The sequence below is a fragment of the Pseudoalteromonas sp. T1lg21 genome (genome assembly GCF_002964625.1).
GTDB lineage: Bacteria > Pseudomonadota > Gammaproteobacteria > Enterobacterales > Alteromonadaceae > Pseudoalteromonas > Pseudoalteromonas gelatinilytica.
The window spans coordinates 481,379-506,041 of record NZ_PQBX01000060.1; the positions used below are offsets into that span (position 1 = coordinate 481,379).

Genomic DNA, 24,663 nt, shown 5'->3' on the forward strand with positions numbered 1-24,663 from the left:
GGGTAGTAGTGATGTCTAACTATAAATTAAACGAAAACCAAATCGCTATTATTGAAAAGCTAAATCTAGAACTTAGTGTCACTGATGTAGAGAATCTTTTTTCTTTAAGCAAGTACAGTGTTGAAGAGTTGGAAACACTTCTTAAAGTTGCCAATGCGCTCTATAGATCTGGCCACCCTATTATTGAAGATAAGACGTACGATGACTATTTATCTTACTTCCGTGATTTAGATCCTGACAATCCTTTCTTATCAAATGTAGAGCCTGAAGTTCTGATTGACAGTAAAACGGTCCCTCTCCCTCAAAAAATGCTGTCGACTGATAAGGCTTATTCTTTTGAAGAAATAAAAAAGTGGACTGAGAGAATTATAAAAGCAGCTTCAGAAATTAATTTTGATCGAAAGTTAATTGAACTAAAAATCACTCCAAAGCTTGATGGTTATGCTGCATATGATGATGGAACAACACTTTATACCCGTGGTGATGGCACTAGGGGTCAAGACATTACTCGTGCATTTGAACGAGGTCTCAAAGTTGCAAATAACGCGGCAAGAGGATTAGGACCCGGTGAAATCGTAATTAAGAAAAGTTATTTTGATGAAGTATTAAGTGATAAATTTGAGAACTCTCGAAATATACAAGCAGCGATTATTGCCGAAAAGAAAGTCGATGAAGACGTCCAAAAAGCAATCGACGACGGCGCCTGTGTTTTCTACCCTTTTTCAGAATTACAGAACTGGACAGGAAGTATTGATGAATTGTTGTCAAATTTCGAGAGTATTCTTGAAAAGATGTGGAATGCAGTTGATTTTGATATTGATGGATTAATCATAGAATCGACTAATACGCTAGTTAAAGAACATATGGGGGCTACTAGAAAGTTCCATAGGTGGCAAATTGCGTTCAAAGTGAATAATGAATCTGCTGAAGTTGAAGTGTTGAGAGTTATTCCTCAGACTTCAAGGACTGGTCGTGTTTCCCCTGTAGCTGAATTGGTCCCGACCAAACTGAGTGGTGCAACTTTAAGCAAAGCAACAGTCCATCACTATAATATGGTGAAAACAAATGGAGTTGGTCCAGGGGCAATCATTAAACTAGTTAGAAGTGGCTTGGTTATTCCAAAAATTGAAATGGTTATAAAATCAACTAAACCTGAGTTGCCAGAAAAGTGCCCTAGCTGTAATGCTCACCTTATTTGGGAAGGTGATCATTTAATGTGTCCAAATAAGTCAGATTGTCCTGCTCAAACAGAGAATACGCTTATTCATTTTTTTAAGACATTAGGTAATGTCGACGGCTTTGGCCCGAAAGTCATTGAAAAAATAACCAATTACGGCATAAAGCATATTCACGAAATCTATGAAATACCAAAGCATAAGTTTGTTGGTTTTGGATTCGGTGATAAAACATCTCAAAACCTCGTTGACCAATTACAAGCAAGTAAAGACATCGAAATTGAAGATTGGAAATTTCTTGCAGCATTTGGTGTTAGCCGATTAGCTGGAGGAAACTGTGAAAAATTACTTCAACATCACTCAATCATTGAGCTTTTCGAAGTATCAGTCGAGGAGATGGTAAAAATAGATGGCTTTGCACAACTAAGTGCAGAAGCAATTGTCGAGGGACTTGCAAACGTTAGAGAAGAGTTTTTCAAGGTGTACAACCTTGGTTTTAACTTAAGTGTCACACCAAAGGAATCCGATAGAGAAAACTCAAGCTCTCCTATCGCTGGAAAAGTAGTCGTTTTTACCGGCTCGATGCAACAAGGTTCTCGTGGCGACATGGAAAAGCAAGCAAAAGCTCTTGGAGCTAAGGTGGCTAAATCAGTCACTGGTAATACTACCTATTTAGTAACAGGTGAGAAGGTTGGCGAAACAAAAATAAAGGCTGCCAGCGATAAAGGTGTCACAGTTCTTACAGAGCAAGAATATATCGATTTTTTAGCTACATAGATGAATTTAGGTAGGTCATAGTTTAATTGTTCACTACAAATAATATATGCATTCAAGGGATGGAGAGTTAAGTTTTTGAAGCTAGTACATGTTTATATTTCAGAATATAAAGTTATAAAAAAGTTGAACGTTCCTTTTTCTGGCAAGCACGGCTGCTTTTATGATGATCAAAGCCTCATTTTGCGTTTTAAAAAGAATGAGGTTAATTATTACAACGGCGTTGAATGTAGTGCGGTTATAGGAAATAACGGGGTTGGTAAAAGTACAATTTTAAACTTCTTGGAAGAAGCATATGGTTTGACTGATTCGAGTGGGATTATAATTTTTTATGACTCAGTCCTAAATCGATATCATGTTTGTCCTATTAACTTATATTTAAATGAAGAAGGTATAGAAACTAGCTTTAAATTTAAGATTGAACCATCTTATAAATCTTTTGTGTCTAGTAGCGCCATTAAGTTAATTAAAGCTAATAATTTGACTGGTCTTGAAGAGCTTTCATTTGTAAAGAGCAAGGCCAAAAAATTTGTTCATGATTTGTCATTATCTCAATACGCGAAAGGATCTAAAAGGAAAGTAATTGAACGAACAAGTCGTTTATTAGAATATTTTTCGATGTACCAGAATGATGGGTTTGAGAGAACAAAAGTTACTTTTAACTTTAAGTTTAAAGAATCCTCCGTTTCATATGTTAATTCTTTAATAAATAACAAAGCGTTAAGATCTAGTTTAGATAATGAGCAATTAATTGCAGTAAAAAATGTAATAGAAAATAATCATATGGATGAGCTCTCATTTTCAAGTCCTCATAGACTATGTAAAGAGTTGTTATTCATAAACCTATTATCTATTGTAAGAAATCTCTCTTCACTTTCGATTATCCCATCTGAAAAAAGGGATATTTTCTTTATTTCTTTCTTAGTTGAATTTGATAAGAGAGGTCTAAAATTTGAGTTGCTTAAAGGTCTCATAGAGAAAGTAGCTTCTGATTTTATCAGGAGCGATGAAAGTCTACTTGAAATGGATACATTAATAATTGCTAAAAAATTCAATGAAATTTCGAAAGTGTTTTGGGATGTTGGAAGGTTATTAGATTTTTACCAAGAAGACTTTACAGTTGTCGGGAGTAATGAAATTTCGACATCCAATGTTGATTTGATTGTAAGATTGACTGGGGCCATACAGTTGTTGCCTTCAAACATATCGACTAACTTTATTTTTGGTTGGCATGGCCTCAGCACTGGCGAATTTGCTAGGCTGAATTTATTTTCTGAGCTTTTTCATTTTATTAACAGTGAAAAACGGAATGAAAAAGAAAAATACTTGCTTGTGATGGATGAGGTTGATTTATTTCAGCACCCTGATTGGCAAAGAACTTTCTTGGAGGATTTACTAAATTTTATTGGATTAATGTTTCCAAAAGATAGAGTTCAGTTAATTTTAAGTACTCACTCACCAATCATTGTCAGCGACTTCCTTCCCGAAGATATTGTGTCATTAAAAGTTGATAATGAAGGGAAAACAGTTTTGTGCAAAGCATATGGATTTGGTACGCAAATTACAGATCTATATCTTCATGGAATGCACCTAAATTCTACTTTTGGAGAGTATTCTAAAAAACTCCTTAGTTCTATTTTAAAACGCAGAGATGAAAATAATCTAACTCATGAGGATAGATTGCTTATTTCTAGGATTGAGGATATTTCAATTAGAAATATGTTCTTGAGGAAGCCATGATAAGGGTTGATTTTACTTGCCGTGAAGAACTGTTGGCGCGATATACTGATTTAGTTATCAATCCTCTAGAGGAAAAATGTTTAGATTTATTAAATAGAGTACCAAAACCCTATTCAGATAATTTAAGAGGTTTGATAACAGGTGAAGGATTGAAAGAGCTGATATTACTTTCTCCTGATAAATTAATTTTAAAGATTGATGAGTTTTATAGCTTAGTTCCTATTTTGGCTGAGAGGTATTGCTTAGAGTATAGTCTGAGTGGTTTGAATCTCGAGCCCGAATTTCTTGATATGAATATTTCTACCAAGGCATCAAAGAGTCTTATTCAAGCATACAAGGAAGAAGTTATTAATCAGCTTAATGATTTATTAAATATAGAAGAATCCGTTGTTATTTTTGATGTTATATCAAGTCTAAAAAGTACTAATGTGGCATCTGAAATAAAAAAATATCTAAATAGGTTAAATAACTTCAAATCTGGAAATTATTTACTAAACAAAAAAGAATTAGGTTTATTTGACAATTGGGTTCATGAATTGGCTATTGTTTTTGATTACGACAGCATGGCGAAGAAGTTTGCTTCTGAGCTTACAAAGGAGTTGGATATAAACATATGCCCATATTGTAATTATGAAGATACAGAGACCTTTGGTGATGATATTTGTACAACGAGGCCTGATTTAGATCATTTTCATCCGAAAGCTAAATTTCCATTTTTGAGTTTAACATTATCAAATTTGTTGCCAGCAGGAGAGAAATGTAACCAAAAGTACAAAAGAAATAGGGTAATGCTTGATTATCGAAACCCTTATATTGATGGTATTAGTGACAATACTTTATTTGATTTTGAATATCCTCCAGATCAAGGAGCTACTGTCCAAAATTTAGTTGTTAAAGTTAATGATGATAAAAATTTCAGTAAAAACTTTGAGCTATTTAATTTCAAAAACTTATACAACAAAAAGGATATAAAAGAGACTTTTGTAGACATTTTTACACGCAATAAATTTATAATGTGTTTGGATAAAAGTGATTATGAAAAAAAATTGAGTGACGTCAAGGCTATACACCATGATTTAAATGTTGATTTAACAGTCCCAATCAAGGATAGGCGTCTTCAAAAATTTAAGATTGATACGTTAAGAAAAGTAACTGGTAAAAATTTTTCAACTAAAAAATGACGCTATAAATAAGATGTTTTTGATAATACTTACTAGCTAAGCTATTGAAATTAATCTTTTTTACCTTTGATTAGATGGATAAGTGTGATTACCAAGGGATACTGACGGTATAAGTATCAAGCGATTTTGACGTGATCACATTATTACAGGTTAGAAAGTCAAATTAGATCTACTAAAGTCCGAAGTATTCAACTTACCCATTTAATGGACTATGGTTCAAGGGTAGTTATTCTATAACTTCCTTTTTATCTTTTACTTGCTCTTCAAGTTTGCTCTTTAGACTTGGTTCATTTTCGATAACAAGGGCGATGAACTTCAATTTAGTATTATGCTTTAAAGCGGCGTTTTTTTGCTTTAAAAAATCATCTGATTCAGAGAAATCAAGCGTTGCAGCTTGGTAGACTCGCTGCTCGGAAAACATAAAAGGAAGAGCTTTATCTTTGTATTCATTTTCAGGATTTCTCTGTTGCTTACTTGCAATTGAATTTATCGCATTTACCATATCTTCAGTCGCCTCTAGACCTAACGATGATCTGAAATGGTAGTTTAAAAATTGTCTATAAGCGTCAATTAGCGGTTTCTTATATTGGCTAACTTCATAATAAGTCCGGTTTTCTAGCTGTATTAAGCTATCCAAATCATTATCTAAAGTTTCATTTAACGCGTCAAAGTACTCACTGTTTGAATATTGATTAAGTAGCACTAACTGAACATGGCCTTCTACTTGCTCAATAGTGCTAAAGTGTAAATAGAAGTCACCATAAAGACCCCATATCAACTCTTTCAGGTAGTTAGCTGCTTTTACTTGTGATGAATTCCCATAGCGTTCAAGCTCTTTTACATAGGATTTATAACCCTCAACGGCATTTTTAAATTCGTTAAACTCGCTCTTATATTCGTGAGTTGATAAACCATGTTTAGTGGCATAGAAATCCATTAATTTTGAGTACTTGTCATCAATCTCTTCAAGTGCTTTTGCGCTTTTGTCGTATAGCTCTTTATACAATTGATTGGAAAATTGTTCTTGTTGCTTAGTTGCGTTGTAATACTGGACACCAACCCAACCTGTGCTAGTTAGTGCAGAGGTAAGTAGAATTGTGATTAACTGCTCTTTAAGTGTACTAGCCATTAATTGCTGCCTCAGCTGAATTTAATTGTTCTTTGAATAGTTCATAATCATCTAGCCAGAAGTGGATAGGCAATGGGTATCTATAGTGCCTACATGCCATCGCTATTAGTGGCTCTAACCCACCTTCAATAGCACTCAATTTATTGTAATATTCTGTGTTGGTACACTCGTCAAATATTTGCTCAAGCCTGTCTTCAACTTTACCAAAAAGATCGATTGGATGAACTACTCCCCCGTGCCTATGTTTGTTTGTATAAAGAAAATCCTCAGTATCAGCCAGCGGATACCAGTATTGCATAGCACAATGGCTTAGTGATTTTTCGCAAAAATCACCTATTGCTTTAGAGATATCTTCCATTTTGTACAGTGAAGCTACAGTCGAAATTAGTGGATACAACACACTAGATTTTGTAAGTTCTTCTTTCTGCTCTTTAGTTTGCCGCTCTCCCAGTGTGATTAACTTTGCGTAATCGTGTGTAATACTTGGAAAAATACCATTAGCTTCATATGAAAACGTAGCTCTTTCTATTAACTCTTTTAACCAATCTTTTATGAAAGTCATATTTGATTGATCAAGGGAAAGAGAATATAGCGCTATGCCTATATCAATTGCTTGGTCATCTTTATAAGGTGACAGTAAAACAGGGTTGTTACGTATGAGTTTTTTTACTGCATCGAAATTTTCGTGCAGGCTATTGATTAAATTTTCGCTTACGATTTCGCTGTTAGCGTAGTTCTGTCTTATTTCATTTGAAAGCCAGATGCCTTGCATGCTTAACCTACTAAGTAAATCAAATAGCCTTAAGTTAACGTCGAATTTGCACATAGGGTTAACTGCATTTGAAATCGCATGCCTTTTATCAACATGTGGGGTTATGCATTTATCTAAGTATTCGTTAGTGATAGATCGATAAGTGTGTAGGCATGATGAGAACGTACTCATGATATTTTTAGATATTTTTAAGTTTGATGCACTGTGCGACTTAGCTATTTCCCATGCGTTTAGTAATGTAATTTCACTTGCAAGATAGGCTGGTTCGAGATTATTAGCGTCTCGGCACCAGGAAAAAAGAATCCATAGGCAAATATTTAGTTGCCGTAGTAGTGTTAAACTCTCTTTATCGTCTTTAGTTTCTTGATTGCTAAACCAGTGAACCAGTCTGCAAAAATGTTGATATGAGTACTCTGGCTCATCAATAAGTGCCAAAGACTTTCTGAGCATAGAGCGAGCGTCTATAGGGAGCAACTCTTCTTTTAGAAATCCTCGCATAATTAAATCAGCGATAAAGTCGCCATTCCACTCAGCAAAACTGATTTTCTCAAGGGTATTGCGAGCAATAAAGCCTTCTACCTTTGGTCGTACTTGCTCATTGATAAAACCTCCGAAGCATAAGCAAATTACAATTTCTTTGTTTCTATGTTGTACAGGGAGTCTGTTTGGAATGTAAGCGTCAATAATTTCTTCTAATGAAGGTCTAAGTGCTTGATGAGAATCTCCATTCCAAGTGCTTCTAGTTAGATCCCCTGACTTTATTGACAGTAGATAAACTTTTTCTGACTCACCATTTAAAGAGCCGACAGCCGCAACATCAACACCGTCTTGGGTTGTGCCTCTTCCAGGACGAGAAAATACTGTTAGTCCTAGTTCACTTAACAGATCTGGTAGTATTACATCTAATTCATCACGTTCTCTTAACGAAGCAAGATATTGGCTGATGATTAATTTCATTTGTCACACCCCTCTACTCTGAGAACGCGCAGGTCAAAATCGCACCCGTAAGGGTCTAGTGAATCGAGTCTAGGAAACTCAGTAGAGTGCTCAAATGACTGGAGAGGAGACTCTACTCGTTTAGAATCACCATCACCTAGGTGAACTTGATGAATAGAACAGTTTCCGTACAAAAGCGTTACACTAGTAAATAGCTCAGTGATTGAACCTTTCTTAGTTTCCTTATAAGACTCTGACACTTGTTGGTTAAAGTGCCTATGCCAAGCCTCGTATTGTGATTGGGGGCATCGAAGCTCTTTTATTTCCCAGGCAGATTTTAGTCCTTCATCGTATGACAATAGCCTGCTGAATACTCTTGATACTATTTGAGCCGTTTTCTCATTGCCAATTTCTTTTTGTTTGATTAAGTATCGCTTTACTTTGCCTGAGTAACTTAGCAGTAGAGGTTCGAACAATAGCTCTTCTATGTGTTGAGCTTCTTCATCGCTGGCAGTATCAATTAATGAAATTAAATAGCTAGCGGCTGTGATTGGCTTGAGGAACAGCCACCCTACAGCTTTTCTTGCTGTAAATATTCTTTTATCAGTATCGTTGCCAAGTAATTTAATATCTGCGTAAATTGAAAACTCTTCAGCGTATACATTTTCGAGTATATCCATTACAGCCCTACACAAGAACGTTTGTTTGGAGCTGAGCCATTTAGTTATTATGTAGCTTAAGTGTTTATTGTCATTGTCCAGTAGCATTCGAATAGTGCAGCTAAAGCTATTGATAGTTATGTGCTTTTGATTGGTAATCAAGTAGGGTTCAATAAACTCCAGTACAGAATCAATATTTTCAGCTTTGATCTGTCTGCTTAAACCATAGTCAATGTTACTTAGCGTACCTTTGTTTCTAGTATCTGTTGAAAGTAAATAAATTAATAGCTTTGAAGAAATACTTTGCGTGATTACATCTTGTTGATGTGCAAAAGTAGAAGACGCTACATGCAATACAGCATCGTCAGTAACCGATAAAATATTGTCAATTTCTTCTTCTATTGCTAATTGAGGATTGGCTCGTTTTAGCGATATCATTGTTTTTAAAGCGTTAGCGTATAAGTCAGATACTTGTTCTTTTATGACTATCTCTGATACTTGTTTCAGTGCATGCTCTGTCTCTTCTTGTCTTTCTTCGTAGTCGATGCGTCCAAGTGCGAAAACAGCGGATGTTTTAACTACAGCGGATTTATTAGTTGTAAGCTCTATTATTTGAGAGAAGTATTTCGGGAAGTTAACTCGTGAACCAGCTATTAAAGACAATGGAATAAAATGGGATTTTGTTTCACTATGTTTTATTGAGTAGTTTAGGCTATCAATTACTCGATCTTCACTTGCAACACAAAAGTCAATATAAGCATCTAATATCGTACCTGAAGCAAGGTCTTGCTGATTTAATTCGTGTAGGTAGTCAACAACTTCGATTGCCTCGCTGACTTCAATATCAAGCTTTGGTAATAGCTTTGAAAAAAAGTCTAAAGCCAAGAATAAGTTATACTGTCCTGTTGTATCATCAAGGCTTAAAAATAGCTCAGGTATATTAATTATAAGACCCTTGTGTAACTCTATAAGTTCACTAACAACACTTTCAGTATTTTTCCTTCTGTCTTCTAGCTCTAGAACTTCATTAATAAAGCGGTTTTCATTTATTGCAGTTAGAATTTTTGTTTTTATTTCAGACACGCTAATTAAATCACCATACATAGAAGTACTTGTTCTTAAGCAGGTTTATTGGGGCAGTTGGTTGATAAATCAACAGGTAAGATGTAAGAAAATTATGTGCCAGTTTTGTTCGTAGCATAATAGACGGATTTGGGTTGTTTAACTGGTATCCGTAGCATCTTGGTGACACTCCTCTTTAACCCTCGTAAAAGTGGAGCTTATGCAGCCACTGAAAGTGAGTTTCTGTCATTAGCTTTACGCAACTGCTTTTGATTATGCAAAAATAGCCATCTGGTTGCATAATCATGGACCTACTCCAGAGGCGCAGAATGTTTTATAAATGTTACAGTAACGTTTAAATTTTGATGTTGCCATGCATTTTAAGCTTTGTTTAATTTAGTCGTTACATATAATATTCGTTTATTATTCCCGATAATTTATCTTTACATCATCAGTTGAGTAAATTTGCTGTGCATACCATAAGTCGTGCATAGTGTGCTTTCTTTTTGATTGAAGAAGGGTTGCTTACAGCTATCAATGACTAAGATACCGAAAAAGTTATTTAAGTCGAATAGCTTATTGTAGTCATCAGGGTTTAGTGGCTCAACACGAACTAAAGAGCCGTGGGCTTTTATTTGTTCATTATTTAAAGATTGATCTGAAAACTTTTCAAGCTCAATTGAGCACTTATCTTCAGTAAGTTTACATAATAGAATATCACCGATAGCAAACTTGCATTCTTCGTTGTCTGGTAGCGGAATAGCTCCATTTTTACCTACTTTCATAATCATATATCAACCTGTGTATGGTATTTAATTAGTCTTGAATCAGCTCTTGATATTAGAATAAGGCTTCATTCTGATCTCAATACTGAAATGAAGCCTTGATGATAAGCTCAAATATTCAAATAAGGCTTCATTCTGATCTCAATACTGAAATGAAGCCTTGATGATAAGCTCAAATATTCAAACAAGGCTTCATTCCGATCTCAATACTAAAATGAAGCCTTGATGATAAGCTCAAATACTCAAATAAGGCTTTATTCTGATCTCAATACTAAAATGAAGCCTTGATGATAAGCTCAAATATTCAAATAAGGCTTCATTCTGATCTCAATACTAAAATGAAGCCTTGATGATAAGCTCAAATATTCAAATAAGGCTTCATTCTGATCTCAATACTAAATGAAGCTTTGATGATAAGCTCAAATATTCATATAAGCCTTCATTTTGATCACCAACAATTTTATTTACGTGAATTATCAAATTTTCGTTGTGCGCGTAACCAGAATTCACGCGGCATTCCGCTTACCACTTCAAGTCGCTCAGCTAAAGAAACTGTTACGCCTATTTTCCCTTTAAGAAAATCATCGTATTGCTCGATCGGGAGGTCTAACATTTTACCGAGGTCAGTATTGCCTAGTCCTTGAGCTCGGAATTTATGTAAGTACAAAGCCTCGAAATATCTAGCAGGATGTAGCATCTCTTTGCCATCTGGAACATTCACAATATCATCGTCTTCAATATCAGCAATATATTTAAGCTTTTGTCGGCTGCGAGTTCTAGAGGTCGTAACATCAACTCCTGGGTTATCCAAACCGTTGTTCTTGAAAGGGTTTGGTTGTTGCTTTTGGCTTGTTTGACAACTTTCACACGAAGCCCCGATGACTTTTGCAAGCGGGATAGCATTCATTACCTCGAAAACAATTGATTCGACTAAATCAGAATAACTAGTTGCATCTCGACTTAATTCTATTGCAACTCTTCCGTTTCTTGGATGACTAACAATCGCATCATCGAATCCTGCTTCAAAGAGGGCATCATCTATCTCATCCATAGTTAATGAATTATCTTTTACTTCAAAATTAACAATAACTTCAAACATTTAAAGCAGGTTCTCTATATAGCTAAAAATCATTTTTCTGAGCGGCTTTGGACACACTTAGGGGGTGGTTTTCCTTAAATATATGTAGTGCTTCTGGGTAATTCATTTTATCCATAAGCGCTCCTACTTTTGTTAATGCTGACTGATATGTTGCATACGACTTTGCCCCCAGATAAAGGTATTCATCAGGATCGACGTATTGAGGTATTGCAATAATTTTCTCCTGATTCTTTGCCCGCAGAAATGTAATTAATTCGAGCGGGTAAGTACCATTCTTAATGACCCATAGTCTCATCATCGATACAAATTCATCATCATGAACATCTTTGTTCATATGCTCACCTTTTTGCAAAATGTGTCCGTATTTAAATACACCGAGATATACGCAGCTAAACGTAAATTAGAATGCTCTTATTCACTAAGACTACACCATCAACCCTTAAGTAATCAAAATGATTACATCAATTTGATTGCTCCATAGAGCTGATTAAGCTAATGTTCTTTGATTAAAACTTGGTTTTATTAAAGTATGCAGCTCGAAAATCTGAATCATGCACAACGCGAACGCCTCGCTTTTATTGACTATAGCCTTGAATTCTTTGGTCAAATAGCAAGAGCAGACTTGATCCAAAAATTTGGAACTGGTTTGGCTTCATGTACTCGCGACCTTTCTCTGTATAGGGAGTTGGCACCTGGCAATGCTGTGCTCATGCATGAAAACAAGCGATATGTGCGCACAGAGACATTCAGAGCCATTTTCGAGCACGATCCCGAATCAGTTCTAAGAACATTGGCAAACGGCTTTGTAGACGGCTTCTCGTTGCCACATGAGAAGTCGCCAACATGCTTTGATGCGATTCGGTTGGTTTATCCAAACGCTGATATCATTTCTGCCATTATGCGAGCGATTTACTCTAACTCAGCAATCTGGTGCGAATATGAGTCACTCAGCAGCGGCACGACCAAGAGAGAGTTAGTACCACATGCCATTGTTAATAGCGGCCACCGTTGGCATGTAAGAGCATATGATCGTAAGGGTAAAGAATTTCGGGATTTTGTTTGCACGCGATTCAAGCGAGTAGAGCTAATAGAAGCAGAGCCTCATAATTATGAATTAGCTGAGGCAGATAGTGTTTGGAATACGGTGTGTGAATTGCAGCTAGTACCTCATCCAAGGCTTAGCCATAGCAAGGCGATTGAAATGGACTATGGCATGACAAAGGGCATGCTTCACCTTGAGGTTCGATCCGCTTTAGCAATTTACTTACTCCGCCAGTGGAATGTTGATTGTACAGAAGACGCAACATTAACTGGCGACGAGTACCAATTGTATTTGAAGAATAAAAACAGTTTGGTCGATTTAATCGACTATAAATCAATTTATAAAAGCAGATAATAATTTTGACTGACTAAGGCAGATTGAGATTGAAAGTGTAACTTATGATGTCACAGTGAATGTATTTCTTAATGTAAGTGTCATTGTATGTTATTAAAAATTAATTAAAAAAAGATAAAAGTGAATATTATGGAAGGGAATCTCGATAAAATCGGTGAAATGCTAAAAGACCTAGCAAGGGGCAAGTTAGATGACATTTCCAGCTTTATTTCTCCTGTCGTTAAGCACCAGTATAACGATAACAAAGTGGATTGTTATCACCTTAAGGTCGATGCTAACGGAAGGCCTCGTTTGACCGAGTTAATAAAATACATGAGCTTGAAGATAACCGATTATGCAATTCCAAGAAGTAAAGTGCAGGCAGCATTGTCAAAATTGGCTCAGACAGGTTCCACAGAAGAATTTACGAGACTTACTCTAGAAGCAAGGAAGTTGTTTACTAAGTTGGAACAATCAGGGGAAGGAGGAGAATTACTTCTTTTCGCTTTAACAGAAAGCATACTCAAGTACCCTCAAATTCTATGTAAAATGAATTTAAAGACAGATGAGCAGGTGCATTTTCACGGTGCAGATGGTGTTTTTTTAGGTGTAGATGATGATGGTATGCTTAGTGTCTTTTGGGGGGAGTCAAAACTTCACGCAGATCACTCATCTGCATTAGCAGAATGTGTTGAAAGCATTGCTTCAATATTAAAAATGGAATCCGAAATTGATAGCGATATCCGTTTGATTGATTTCATTGATTTAGATAATGAGCAGTTAGAAAATGCAATTAAAGAGTATTTTGATTTTAATTCTCCGAATTATGACAAATTAAAATCATGTGCAGTCTGCTTAGTGGGTTTTGATCATGTTTCCTATAAGTTCGATCCAGTAAAAAAGCTAACCAATGAAGACTTGAAAGCCAAAGTGGAGCACTCCTTCAATACTCACTGGAAAAAAAATCTAGAAAGAAAATTAGCAGAAAATAATATTCAGTTTTGCAAGGTAATATTCTTTTATCTGCCAGTTCAGTCGGTTGATAACTTTAGAAGCACATTCCGTAAAGAGTTGGGGTTAGCATAATGATTCAAAGCTTAATCCCACAAATTGTTACCTCTGAGGCTTTCATTAATCAATTTAATTCGCTTTTAGAAAAAAATATTGGAAGCCAGTTTCATGAGCAAATAAAGCGGAAAGATATTGGTTCATTTGATATTAAGTACTTATTAAAATGTGCGGATGTCTTATCATTCTCTAATAATTACAGTGTGTTAGATAAAGTGTTGAGAATTTGTCAAGCTACTATAACTGACCCTGATTTATCCGCTTTTTATCGTGATAAAGCAATTTTTATTTTACAGAAATTAGGGAATTACCCTCTTATATCCCTAGCAAACTCAAAAGGTTTACTAGAAGCTGAAGATACAAATGAGATTGGATTGGATGAAGTTTTAATTCAAAGCAAAATAGAGTTGCAACACACTAACTTTTTGCCAAATGGAAATTCTTTTAAAGGTAATGCGTTTCAAAATAGTTTTTGGAATAAAGCTTCTAGTAATCAGGTGTTATCTGTTTCAGCTCCAACAGCAGCAGGTAAGTCTTTTATATTTTGCCAAAAGCTTTTGGAGATAATGCTCTCGGGAAATGAGGTAAATATACTCTATTTAGTACCCACTAGGGCACTGGTTAGTCAAGTAAGCGAAGATATTAAAAATAGTGTTAGAGGAGCTTTGGATAATTATGAAGTTGTTACTCTCCCGAACCATGAATTTCTTGACACTACACTTAAAAAGGTTTTTGTATTTACCCAAGAGCGGCTGCATTTCTTATTGGGAAGTCATAAAGTCGAATTTGATTATATATTCGTAGATGAAGCTCATAAACTATCTGACTCTTACAGGGGAGTTCTTTTACAGCACGCAATTTTTAGAGCTGCTTCTCCAAAAACCGTAATCGTTTATGCCAGTCCATTCTCGAAAAATCCCCAAAAGCTCTTAGATTTACATTCAAATAAAGAGAAAAAGGATTCTGTTTATGATGCCGTTGCGACTGTTAATCAAAACTTGTTTTGGGTCAATCAGATACCAAAGAAGCCTAAGAATTGGAACATACAATATGTGTCCGAAAAAGTTGTGGATATAGGAGAGTTGGAGCTTAGTAATACCCCTAACAGTGAACTTAAGCGGCTAGCTTTCATTGCTCACAACCTTGGAAAGCATAATCATGGAAATTTGGTTTATGTAAATATTCCCAGTGATGCGGAAAAGGTTTGCAATTTAATAGTGGATTTAAAAATAAGAGAAGGCTGCAAGGAGCTAGAAATTCCAGAAATACAGGATTTAATTGAACTGTGCGAAAAAACAATCCATAAAAAGTTTTTGTTAGGGAAGTTTCTAAAATACGGAGTCGCATTTCACTATGGAAATATTCCACAGCTAATAAGAGGTAAAGTAGAAGAATTATTTAAACTCGGTCATTTACAGTTTTTAGTATGTACATCGACTCTAGTTGAGGGCGTTAACCTTTCTTGTAAGAATATTTTTGTAAGGGGGCCTAGAAAAGGCAGAAAGAAAAATATGGCTATGACAAGCGAGGACTTTTGGAACTTAGCTGGTAGGGCTGGGAGGTGGGGTCAAGAGTTTCAAGGTAATGTGTTCTGTATTGATGTGTCTAGACAAGATTTATGGCCTAACGGAAAACCAAGAGAGCGCGAGCCATATGAAATAAAGCCATCTGTCGAAAAGGAATTACGGAATTCAAGTCAGTTTATAGATTATGTAAATCGTGGCACACCAAGAAATGAATCCGCAGAAAATATTAATTTCGAATATCTTTTAAGTTATTTAGTTGAAGGAGTGACTAAAAAAGATCAACGAATCTTAGATAGCGTTAGTGGTAATCAGGATTATGCTCGGCTAATTGAATCAGTAGAAATGGTTGTAGATGAATGCAATTTGCCGCACGAGATTTATCAGAATAATCCAGGAGTTAGTCCGATAGCAATCGATGAAATGCACAAATATTTTCTGATAAAGAAAGAAAATGGTGCACTTGAGTCGCTCATTCCTCCGCATCCAGCTAGTGAAGAACCTGTTATTGAACTAACCAAAGTTTTGGCTCGAATTAATAAATATTTGTCACCCAATGCATTTGGTTTTAAACCACAAGCTACATTTGTACTTTCAATGTTAATTACGAAATGGATGAACGGGTATAGTGTGGCAAGACTGATCAGTGATAGAGAGAAATATTTAACTGACAAAGGTAAAGATGTAAAAATTAATGCTCTGATAAGAAGTGTATTGGAAGATATTGAGAATGTAGCTCGCTTCAGGGCACCTAAGTACTTATCTTGCTACAACGATATTCTTAAACATGTGTTAGCGGAGGAAGGTAAGTTAGACTTGGTAAATCATCTGGGTGATGTTCAATTAAGTTTAGAATTTGGTGTTAACATTAAAACCCAATTGTCTATGATATCAATTGGTCTATCTAGAACATCTGCAATAGAATTATCTTCATACGCATCCGATTCAGAAATGTCAGTTCAAGCTGTTATTAAATGGATAAAAGAACAGAATCTTGAGGACTTTGATTTGCCTAAGCTTGTACATGAAGAGATTAAACTTCTACTAAAAGAGTTGCATTGAATTAGATCTCTTTAATGATTGAGACCATACGTTCAAGGGCAAATGATTCATTTATTTGCCCAGATTCTAACTGTTTTTGTAACCTCTTAAGCTTTTTGAGTTCTGTTTTTACAATACTGTTAACTTGTGCGTGTTCATTCTTTAACCGATATTTGTTGTTATATTCCTGCGCTAGGTGGACGTAAGTTTCCATTGAACTGGCAGATGCGTGTAATGTGAGCTTTCTAACTGCATGCATAGCCAGTGAATATAGATTTGGGAACGGCGAACTTGGTGATAATTCTTTTATTTTTTGAGCAACGTTTAAAGTTATGAAACGATGACGGAAGGAGTGGTTGTTTATATTCTTTAGTGAATTGCCGTAAATACTATTTTTTATAACTGATAAAGTATAATTTTTTATATAGCTCGGTTTAAGTGGTTGGCCGTCATCAACATTAACGAAAAGGTTATCATGTTCCATATTTGGCCACTTTCTCTCAATAGTTTTTATATATTCCATTAAGAGTTGAATAGTCCCGTTAGACATATGGATTTTTCGAAATTTACCTTTGTTTTTACCTTTATTTATAGGTATGCACTTAAGTTCAGAGGTATCGTTACCATCAGCAAATGGGTTATATATATCTTTAATACTGCTACGAGTGATTTTAGCTAGTTCGCTTATTCTTGAACCGGTCGCATCTAATAAGTAACTAATTGCTTGCCACCTTAACTTTAATAATTTATCTGGAGAAGGGTGCACTGTAGTATGGTTGATAGCGTCAAGCCAATCGATAAACTCGTCATCTCTAATATAGTCAATATCTTCCTTTACTTTAACTAAATTCTCAAAAGATTTATGGTCAAAATACGGTGTAATTTTACCGCCGCCGTTATAGAATTTTTTTGTTACATGTATCTGATAGTTTTCTTGTTCATTCGGTTTATCAGTAATAAGATTTATGTGCTTATTCTTAGCTTGTAAGTAAAATATATAATCAATTGCGGTTCTGCAATGAGTTTTAATTGTACCATTGTCCACGTTTCTTTTTTTAATATGTTTTACATAAGTAAAGAGGTGGTCGTCACAAAGATTTAGTTTATTTATTTTTAAAACATCCTCTATAAAAGTTAAAAAAATCGCCAAACTTCTTGCTTCCTTAACAATCTCAGAAGGTTGCGGCTTTGCACCGTAGCATAGTCTTCCCCCACCATATTCTACTAGATATGTATTAGCATCCCAATCAAATCTCCCCCCGGAATCAAGAAGGTAAGGGTGATCATATGAGTGTTCAGGGTGAACCATCAGAAAACTTAGATCAGGATTGTGAGCTATGCGTGCTTTGCTCATTTTACTTTACTTAAATATTGATTTTCAGTTTGACAGTGTAACTTTAGTAATTCGTGATACTGCCTGTTTTCAAATCCATTTTGCTTAATGAAGTGGTTTAATTGAAGATAAGCTCGAAAAAGTTCAACGACCTGCCTATCTAATTTTTCAATCATACTTTTTAGCTCTTTATTTTCGAGATCCAACTGAGCGCGTGTTTTGTATCCTGAATTTGAGTTCTCACATTTCCCAACGGTTACAGTTATATTGTTGTTAGCGAGCCCTTCATTCAATTTGAAAATTGCACTTTTTAGATTAGCTAAATGTGGTTTGTTTTTTTCTGTAATTGTTGCATTGTATGAGTATCCCACTATTTTAAGTTCTTTTGACTCCCATGCATGGACGTCAAGTACGTTTAATTTGGTTTTTGTTTTATTTAGCGGAATGTATTCTGGGATACTCTTATGCGCAATGGCTTCTCTGATCAGTCTGGCTTTTTCTATAATTGAATGTGTAATCTCATTACTCTTAGCTTCTATCTCTGGTGAGGTTTTCCCTTTCTGATATGCCATTAGCTTTACTCCATTGAAAAATAGAAATAAATATCTTTATCATCTACTCGCTTGAAATGAACTTTTTCTCCAGTAGTCTTAATTCGTTCGTTAATTGCTTCATATATAACTCCTTCCAATTGGAGATTAAGCTTCAAAGATTTCTCTTTTGATACTTCAATAATTTTGGCTATCTCCTTATCCGCATTTAAGTTTCGATTAATGCTTGTCGCTCTCTTAGATATCGATATTATTGCTTCGTCTATCCATTCACTGGATGGGTCGACTTCAGCATAATGAAACGCCATTTCTAAATCCTCATGACCCAGAAACCAAGCTAACTCTTCAATTCCGGTTTCATCAGTGAGGTTAAAATATAAAACAGCAAACAGCCTTCTAAACTGATGATCATTGACGTACCAACGTTTACCTTCAATAAGCGGAACGTCAGTCCAATCACTAAAAAAATCTAATATTGATTGCATTTTATCTTCGTAGAAATGGTTTGGTGCATTATCGTAAGAGAAGCGATCAAAATGACGAGTTATGATTTTTTTTATTCCGTGAAAGCTGGTAAATAAGTAACTTTCATGGTCTTCATTAAATATTTTGAACCTATTTTCTAGGTATTGAGAAAACTCAGCGTATTGAAGCCCTAGGCGATAGATTGGCTTTGGTATTGGTCGATGTATTGTTTGGAGCATATTAGTAGTATTTGCTTTCTGTTGTTTGAAACTAATATCAAATAGCCCGTCTAGAGGAGAATGGTTGAAACAATCTCGCTTCAACAGTAAAAGTGAATACTCTCTTGTTGCAGAAAATGAAGCGAGCAAAATGTACATTGAAGCAGCATATAAATAAATAACCTGTGTTAGGCTAAGCGTGCCAGGGGTTTTTGGCTCTTTTTCTAGACCTAGGGTTTTGATATTTAGAGAGGTCAGTGGCTCAGGAATTTCCACTTCATGGAATAGTTTCTCTCTCCTATTGCAATCTTTTAGTAAAGTCGACTTTTTTAAATGTGCTGTGTTGATTTTGTAGTGCTCATCAACAGATCTTAAATACTTAAGAATACTTTCGCCATAGTCGTATTGAAATTTCAGTGCGTTGGATATAAGGTGAAATGCAACCTCAAGTGGAACAATCGAAGTTTTTATGTTGCGCTGAAATTCCTTAAATATGTTTGCTAAGCTTTCTTCGCTACTAAACAGCTCATATGGAGAAAATTGTAAAGGAAACATTAGGTGGTTAGAGTTATGAAAAATGTGATTAATATCTGAAATGTAGTTCTGAATTGTTTTCTTATTTGGTGCGTGAAAACTACAGATATCTCTATTTATATTTGCATCTTCAAATTTTTTTATTTCAGTCTTTGATGATTTATATAATTTTGAGTTTTTAGAACTTGTTATACGACTTTTAAGAATGGAGAGTGTTTTAGATCTTATCGAATATTTATTTTTTATATTAAGCCAATCTTGCTTTTTTGGTTTTCCTTCATAGGATATTAACTCACTTAAAACTGAGTTAATAAGTTCAGGTTCGATCGTGAATGATTTTAAGAAGTCATAGATATCGTCTTCTGTTATTTGGTTGAAAGCCAGTATTGGTGGTAAACCATATTCCGAACGGTGCTCGTTTACAGAGATGATTAGGTAAATAATATTGTTACATATACTTCTCAAACGATATGGCTTTTGAGAAGAACCACTTTCAAAAATGTTAATCAAACATTGTTTTAAGTCTATTAGAAGGTTGCTGAACAAACTATCAGTCAGGAAGCCTCCTGGACAAATTTCTTTTTCAAAACTTATTTTTTCTAACTTGTCTCTAGGTGTGTTGCTGTCTACGTTATTCGAGTAGCCCGATTTAGCAACTAACCAAAAGTTGCTAGTGATATCGTTAGCAATCCATTCCTTCTTAGTCGTAATTGTTTCAATTGTTACTTCTGAAAATTTTGGATTTAAAGTGTTATTCATTATCAATTTCCTCATCTTCCAAAATTTTTTCAGCTTCAAGTATCATGCTCTTAAAGATTGTTGAACCTGAAGATGCTTTGTTGATGGCATCTAGGCAAACTTTGTATTTTTCATCAGCCTTGTCAGCTGATGTTTTGATTATTTTTATTGCATACGCGAAGTTTTGAGGTGAGCAGATAAAGAAAACTTCAGTGACATTATCATCTGAAATATCGTCTATTTTGGGGTTGAGTAATTCAAAAAGGGGGCCGCCAAAGTCATCATTTTTGTAAATTGTTCTTATACAATTATTGTACTGATTTTCTGTCATACCCAGCATTTCAAGTTTTTTTGATTCGTGGGCTGTAGCAAGTAATAAATATAAATGTTGAAAGACAGATAACTTTCTTCTGTACATAACCTCTTGTAAATATAGAGGTATATAGGTGCTTAGAGTTGTTTTAACTTTATTTCCTAAGTATGTAGCCGTTTTTATTACGTCGCCGTTACTGCTGATGTAAATTTCTATGGCTCTAGATGAACGCAGTTTCATCAAGGTAGGTTTTAATTTTGCGAAATCTGACGGTAAATGGGTGTTACAAAAGTCACGGAAATCTTGGTCAAACGCATTTGATGTCCGGACTACTTTTTGACCTTCCCTTATCCAAAGTAAATTAGTATTCAGGGCGTTCCTTTTTTCATCTGTTAAAACAATGGCAAACTGGATGCAAAAAGAAGCATTAACATCTTGCTGTTGAAGTGTTTGATCTTTAAGTGTAGCTACTGATGAAGTTGTTCTTTTTTGAAGGTAACGCTGTCTCCATTTAATAATATTGATCCTTACAGTGCCATCGTCGTCTACTTTTATAAATTCTTTTTTATTTCGTATGCCAGGTTTAGTACTGACTCGTAAATTATATAGAGAGGTTGGGTTAAGTCCCATCTCATCAATAATGACTACATGCATGGCTGATATAAGTTTTGAACTCATGCCATCAATTGGAAAAGCACCACTTTGTGAAAATTGATTATAAAAGTCAGTAACAACTTTTTTAGCAGCAGAGATTAAACAATCCAGCTTTTTTATCAAATCACTATAGAAATTATCAATTAACACTTTTGCTGAACTCATTGATTCCTCGATACTTAGAGAGTCAACATTTATGACAGAAAATGTCGGATTAGTGTTTCTCATTAGACTTGAATATGCAGGTCTTTTTATATTTCTAGGTAGTACCGTTTTTTTATCAATTAATCCTATAGTTTTTAAGTAATTGAACAATTCAAGGACCCGGCTTGTTTCATGGTATTTAGTATTAAGCGAGCCCGTGTCAGTGTTGAAATGATCTCTATATTCCTCAATACCCAACCTGATGGCTGTTGGAGTCCAATCGGGATCTATTTTAGTTATGTTCTCAAAAACATCGGCGTAACAGCGTACAAAGTTTTTAATGACATTTTTTGAGCTGAGAAATTGTTCTGTAGTTTGTGTGATTTCTATGTTTTTAGAATATTGCTCTAAGCGCTTGAAGTGTTTTTTTAGAATCTCGCCGCCATTTTCTGGACATAGCTCATAAATGTTAAAGTTATCACTAAGTTCATCACTATGAAAATATTCACGTTTCTCGAAAAAGAAGTAAATTTTCTTTAAAATTGAATAAAAGGCAATATCAATCTTTTCTTGTTTTCTTTGAATATCATTTATGTAGTCAGTCAGAGATGATTGAAATGAGCTTAATTCAAGGGGGGGCAGATGACGTTTATTGTTGTGGTATTGGATTAAGTCTATTGCCAGTCTTATGTGATAGCGGATGTAGGTCTTACTACTTACTCCACTTGTAATTTTATAAAACAGATCAGAAGCTAATTTTTTTGAATTTAATAATTTACCTAGCTTTTCTATTTTCGGTTCTAGGTATCGAGTGTCAAAATCTGGCTTTTTGATGGTGCCATTATTCTCGTAATGATTGTTTGTGATTTTTTTCAAAACTATGACTCTAAATTTAAAGAATTTAGATACAAATATTACTCACTTTTACTGAAAGTCAATTATTAATGTAGTTTAAGTTGTTGATATGTTTGGTAAAAACTTTGTTTTATTAAAGTGCTGACGAAGTGGATGATCAACAGTATTTTTCTGTATAGGTTAAATTTACTCGGCTAGCTCTAGTCTCACCGTCATTTAATCTGATAAAATTAGAGCAAATAATCAGAAGCTTCTGTTTGAAATTATTTTCAGTTAAGTAGGGTATGTGATAAGTAATCAATATGTTGAAAATGCAAGTAGATATACGCGATTCGTTTTTCCGAATGTCTATTTGAAAAAAGATCTAACATTACACTCTGACGTTATTCCGCAAATTACCCAAGTTGTCCTTGAACGTCGCCCTGACGATGCCAAAGACATTGAATTTCCAGCGACTTGCCCAATTTGTGACTCACATGTGGAGCGCATTGAAGGTGAAGCGGTTGCCCGTTGTACGGGGGGCTTAGTGTGCCAAGCGCAGCGTAAGCAAGCTATTAAACATTTTGCGTCACGTAAAGCCCTTGATGTTGATGGTTTAGGCGACAAAATTGTTGATCAACTCGTTGACCGTGAACTGATCAAAACGCCTGCTGATTTATTTATCCTTAAACAAGGCCATTTTGAATCACTAGAGCGAATGGGTCCTAAGTCTGCTAAGAACTTAGTTAATGCACTGCAAGATGCAAAGCAAACAACCTTAGCTAAATTCCTATACTCGTTAGGTATTCGCGAAGTGGGTGAAGCAACAGCGCAAAACTTAGCAAACCACTTTTTAACGCTAGAAAAAATTACTCAAGCAAGCGTTGATGCGTTAACTGAAGTAAGTGACGTGGGTGAAATCGTTGCCAAGCATGTACGTGGCTTCTTTAGCGAAGAGCACAATATGGCGGTTGTAAATGCATTGGTTGAGCAAGGTATTCACTGGCCAGAATTAACCGCGCCGAGTGCCGATTCGCAGCCATTAGCGGGCTTAACCTACGTTCTGACTGGCACATTGAGCGAGCTTAACCGTAATGATGCAAAAGCACGTTTACAGGCGTTAGGTGCAAAAGTATCGGGTAGTGTATCGGCGAAAACGGATGCACTGATTGCAGGTGAAAAAGCAGGCTCAAAATTAACCAAAGCACAAGACTTAGGTATTGATGTGTTAACTGAGGCTGACCTTATTGCGCTTTTAAGTAAGCACAATGGATAGTCTATTGCAGGCATTGTCGTCAGTTGCTTTAACAATCGGCAGCTGGCTGCAACCACACCTTTACAATATTTCATTACTGCTGGTGGTGTGTTTTATATCCTTGTACGCAAACGACATTATTAAAGTGACCAAGCGCTTTGTCGCGCGTCGTCACTTTATTATTCGCGTGCTTTGCTTTGTGCTGGTCACTGGGTTTGGCATGGGCTTACTTGTGGTGTTTGTGACCCCATTTTTAAGTAAGCTGCTAATGCTACTCGGTGTTAAATGGCTGGCACTGACACTTACCGCTGCGTTTTTGATCCTTGGTATCATTGCCGATAAGAAGAACCAAATATGAACCGTTACGGGCCAGAATACTGGGATAAACACGGTGCTTATCGAACCCCTGTGGCGTTTCATTTAACGTTATTAGTGCTGTTACGCAGTTACTTTATTTGGCTGATGGCGGCGCTCAGCCGTCGCCCTGATTTAGATATCATGTCGCTGTTTTTTAAATCGAAAAGCGATTTCTTTATAGCCATTGCCATAGCTGCAATCGCCTTATTACCGGCGGTGATCTTTTGTTTACGCCGACCTCAAGAAAACGCCGAAAGTGCAAAACGTCTGTCGTCTATTTGGCGATTTATGCGCTGGCCATTAATAATGTGTGCCATCACGGATTTAAGTTGGTTAACCTATCAGGCTGCACACAGTCATTATCAATTTTCGTTGTTCTTAGCCTGCCAAATGGTACTGGTATTATGGGTACTGTTATATCTATTAAAAAGCAGATATTTGTCGGTCTTTTTTAATGATTGGCCTGATCCAATTGAAAAGAAATAGGGCAACACTATGTTGGCAATTAATAAGCTTTTAGCAAAAATTTCACTCACTATCGCGCTGGTATTAAGTGCTTTATGGGTATTTACGCCACTTTGGCACAGTGCTGCATTCTCGTTGTTTGTGATGTTATGGGGCTTTATAACGCTATCAAGCCTCTATCGAGTCACGCCGTTATTTGTCGCGCGTAATCCCATTGCCGATTTACTAAAGCGCGATGTGAATCAGCTAGCACTGATTAGTCTGGCTGGTTTATTCGATTTTAAACGCAAAGCTGAGTTTGTATTAATTGGCCAAATTAAGCAGATTGAAATCGGCGAAGGGATCATTCATGTAACGGATGTCAACGAACAGCAGATAACTGCCGTATTAAGTGTTAATAGCAGCCAAATTAATAGCCATTTAGCACAGTTACTTTCTGAGCGTGAACGTGCACAAATAGATATCCGGCTGCAAACACAGTAA

The 24,663-nt window shown here is 35.7% G+C and carries 19 protein-coding genes and 1 pseudogene; 10 read left to right on the forward strand and 10 right to left on the reverse strand.

The annotated features are described in order from the left end of the window. Positions 1-11 precede the first annotated feature (11 nt). The 3 genes from C2M25_RS16190 to C2M25_RS16200 all read left to right on the forward strand — a co-directional run bounded on the left by C2M25_RS16190 (position 12) and on the right by C2M25_RS16200 (position 4,870). Complete coding sequence (locus C2M25_RS16190) at positions 12-1,952, forward strand: BRCT domain-containing protein (RefSeq protein ID WP_105181561.1); 1,941 nt, start codon at positions 12-14, stop codon at positions 1,950-1,952. 75 nt (positions 1,953-2,027) lie between these two features. Then, the gene (locus C2M25_RS16195) at positions 2,028-3,689 is read left to right on the forward strand and encodes an AAA family ATPase (RefSeq protein WP_158679735.1); all 1,662 of its coding nucleotides are present in this window, start codon (positions 2,028-2,030) and stop codon (positions 3,687-3,689) included. Then, entirely contained in the window at positions 3,686-4,870 is a 1,185-nt protein-coding gene (locus C2M25_RS16200) for a hypothetical protein (RefSeq protein ID WP_105181563.1), read from the forward strand. The genes C2M25_RS16195 and C2M25_RS16200 overlap by 4 nt, the downstream gene beginning before the upstream one ends. 226 nt (positions 4,871-5,096) lie before the next feature. Here C2M25_RS16200 and C2M25_RS16205 read toward each other — a convergent pair whose 3' ends face one another. From C2M25_RS16205 to C2M25_RS16230, 6 genes are all read right to left on the reverse strand, one after another. Beyond that, a complete protein-coding gene (locus tag C2M25_RS16205; protein ID WP_105181564.1) occupies positions 5,097-5,999 on the reverse strand; it encodes a hypothetical protein in 903 nt (300 codons plus the stop codon). Beyond that, complete coding sequence (locus C2M25_RS16210; RefSeq protein ID WP_105181565.1) at positions 5,992-7,728, reverse strand: hypothetical protein; 1,737 nt, start codon at positions 7,726-7,728, stop codon at positions 5,992-5,994. Before C2M25_RS16210 ends, C2M25_RS16205 begins: the two co-directional genes overlap by 8 nt. After that, entirely contained in the window at positions 7,725-9,470 is a 1,746-nt protein-coding gene (locus C2M25_RS16215) for a hypothetical protein (protein ID WP_105181566.1), read from the reverse strand. Before C2M25_RS16215 ends, C2M25_RS16210 begins: the two co-directional genes overlap by 4 nt. 401 nt (positions 9,471-9,871) lie before the next feature. Beyond that, the gene (locus C2M25_RS16220; protein ID WP_105181567.1) at positions 9,872-10,219 is read right to left on the reverse strand and encodes a hypothetical protein; all 348 of its coding nucleotides are present in this window, start codon (positions 10,217-10,219) and stop codon (positions 9,872-9,874) included. 454 nt (positions 10,220-10,673) lie between these two features. Next, a complete protein-coding gene (locus tag C2M25_RS16225) occupies positions 10,674-11,312 on the reverse strand; it encodes a helix-turn-helix transcriptional regulator (RefSeq protein WP_105181568.1) in 639 nt (212 codons plus the stop codon). A gap of 22 nt (positions 11,313-11,334) precedes the next feature. Next, entirely contained in the window at positions 11,335-11,646 is a 312-nt protein-coding gene (locus tag C2M25_RS16230; RefSeq protein WP_105181569.1) for a hypothetical protein, read from the reverse strand. A 312-nt stretch (positions 11,647-11,958) separates the two neighbouring features. Here C2M25_RS16230 and C2M25_RS16235 point away from each other — a divergent pair, with 312 nt between their 5' ends. From C2M25_RS16235 to C2M25_RS16245, 3 genes are all read left to right on the forward strand, one after another. Beyond that, the gene (locus C2M25_RS16235; RefSeq protein ID WP_234003592.1) at positions 11,959-12,708 is read left to right on the forward strand and encodes a WYL domain-containing protein; all 750 of its coding nucleotides are present in this window, start codon (positions 11,959-11,961) and stop codon (positions 12,706-12,708) included. Positions 12,709-12,837: 129 nt separating this feature from the next. Then, positions 12,838-13,773 carry a HamA C-terminal domain-containing protein gene (locus tag C2M25_RS16240; protein ID WP_105181571.1) on the forward strand — a complete coding sequence of 312 codons (936 nt, stop codon included), beginning with the start codon at positions 12,838-12,840 and terminating at the stop codon, positions 13,771-13,773. Continuing rightward, complete coding sequence (locus C2M25_RS16245) at positions 13,773-16,340, forward strand: DEAD/DEAH box helicase (RefSeq protein WP_105181572.1); 2,568 nt, start codon at positions 13,773-13,775, stop codon at positions 16,338-16,340. Before C2M25_RS16240 ends, C2M25_RS16245 begins: the two co-directional genes overlap by 1 nt. A 1-nt stretch (position 16,341) precedes the next feature. Here the strand turns inward: C2M25_RS16245 and C2M25_RS16250 are convergent, their stop codons facing one another. The 4 genes from C2M25_RS16250 to C2M25_RS16265 are packed head-to-tail and all read right to left on the reverse strand — an operon-like array spanning position 16,342 to position 22,145. After that, on the reverse strand, positions 16,342-17,673 hold the full coding sequence (locus tag C2M25_RS16250; RefSeq protein ID WP_105181573.1) for a site-specific integrase: 1,332 nt from the start codon (positions 17,671-17,673) through the stop codon (positions 16,342-16,344). Continuing rightward, the gene (locus tag C2M25_RS16255; RefSeq protein ID WP_105181574.1) at positions 17,670-18,224 is read right to left on the reverse strand and encodes a hypothetical protein; all 555 of its coding nucleotides are present in this window, start codon (positions 18,222-18,224) and stop codon (positions 17,670-17,672) included. Before C2M25_RS16255 ends, C2M25_RS16250 begins: the two co-directional genes overlap by 4 nt. Positions 18,225-18,229: 5 nt before the next feature. Next, the gene (locus C2M25_RS16260; RefSeq protein WP_105181575.1) at positions 18,230-20,179 is read right to left on the reverse strand and encodes a hypothetical protein; all 1,950 of its coding nucleotides are present in this window, start codon (positions 20,177-20,179) and stop codon (positions 18,230-18,232) included. Beyond that, positions 20,172-22,145 carry a hypothetical protein gene (locus tag C2M25_RS16265; protein ID WP_105181576.1) on the reverse strand — a complete coding sequence of 658 codons (1,974 nt, stop codon included), beginning with the start codon at positions 22,143-22,145 and terminating at the stop codon, positions 20,172-20,174. The genes C2M25_RS16260 and C2M25_RS16265 overlap by 8 nt, the downstream gene beginning before the upstream one ends. Before the next feature lie 355 nt (positions 22,146-22,500). On the opposite strand from C2M25_RS16265, the pseudogene C2M25_RS16270 reads away from it, so the two are divergent. The 4 genes and pseudogenes from C2M25_RS16270 to C2M25_RS16285 form a co-directional block, all read left to right on the forward strand. Further along, positions 22,501-23,379 (forward strand): annotated as a pseudogene (locus C2M25_RS16270) (helix-hairpin-helix domain-containing protein); the annotation flags it as partial. Continuing rightward, positions 23,372-23,716, forward strand: a complete 345-nt coding sequence (locus tag C2M25_RS16275; protein WP_105181577.1) for a DUF3392 family protein — start codon at positions 23,372-23,374, stop codon at positions 23,714-23,716. The pseudogene C2M25_RS16270 and the gene C2M25_RS16275, both read left to right, overlap by 8 nt. Continuing rightward, positions 23,713-24,201, forward strand: coding sequence for a DUF2919 domain-containing protein (locus tag C2M25_RS16280; RefSeq protein ID WP_063707002.1), 489 nt, complete (start codon positions 23,713-23,715; stop codon positions 24,199-24,201). Before C2M25_RS16275 ends, C2M25_RS16280 begins: the two co-directional genes overlap by 4 nt. A gap of 9 nt (positions 24,202-24,210) precedes the next feature. Further along, positions 24,211-24,663: a hypothetical protein gene (locus C2M25_RS16285; RefSeq protein ID WP_105181578.1), complete on the forward strand. Its 453-nt coding sequence runs from the start codon at positions 24,211-24,213 to the stop codon at positions 24,661-24,663.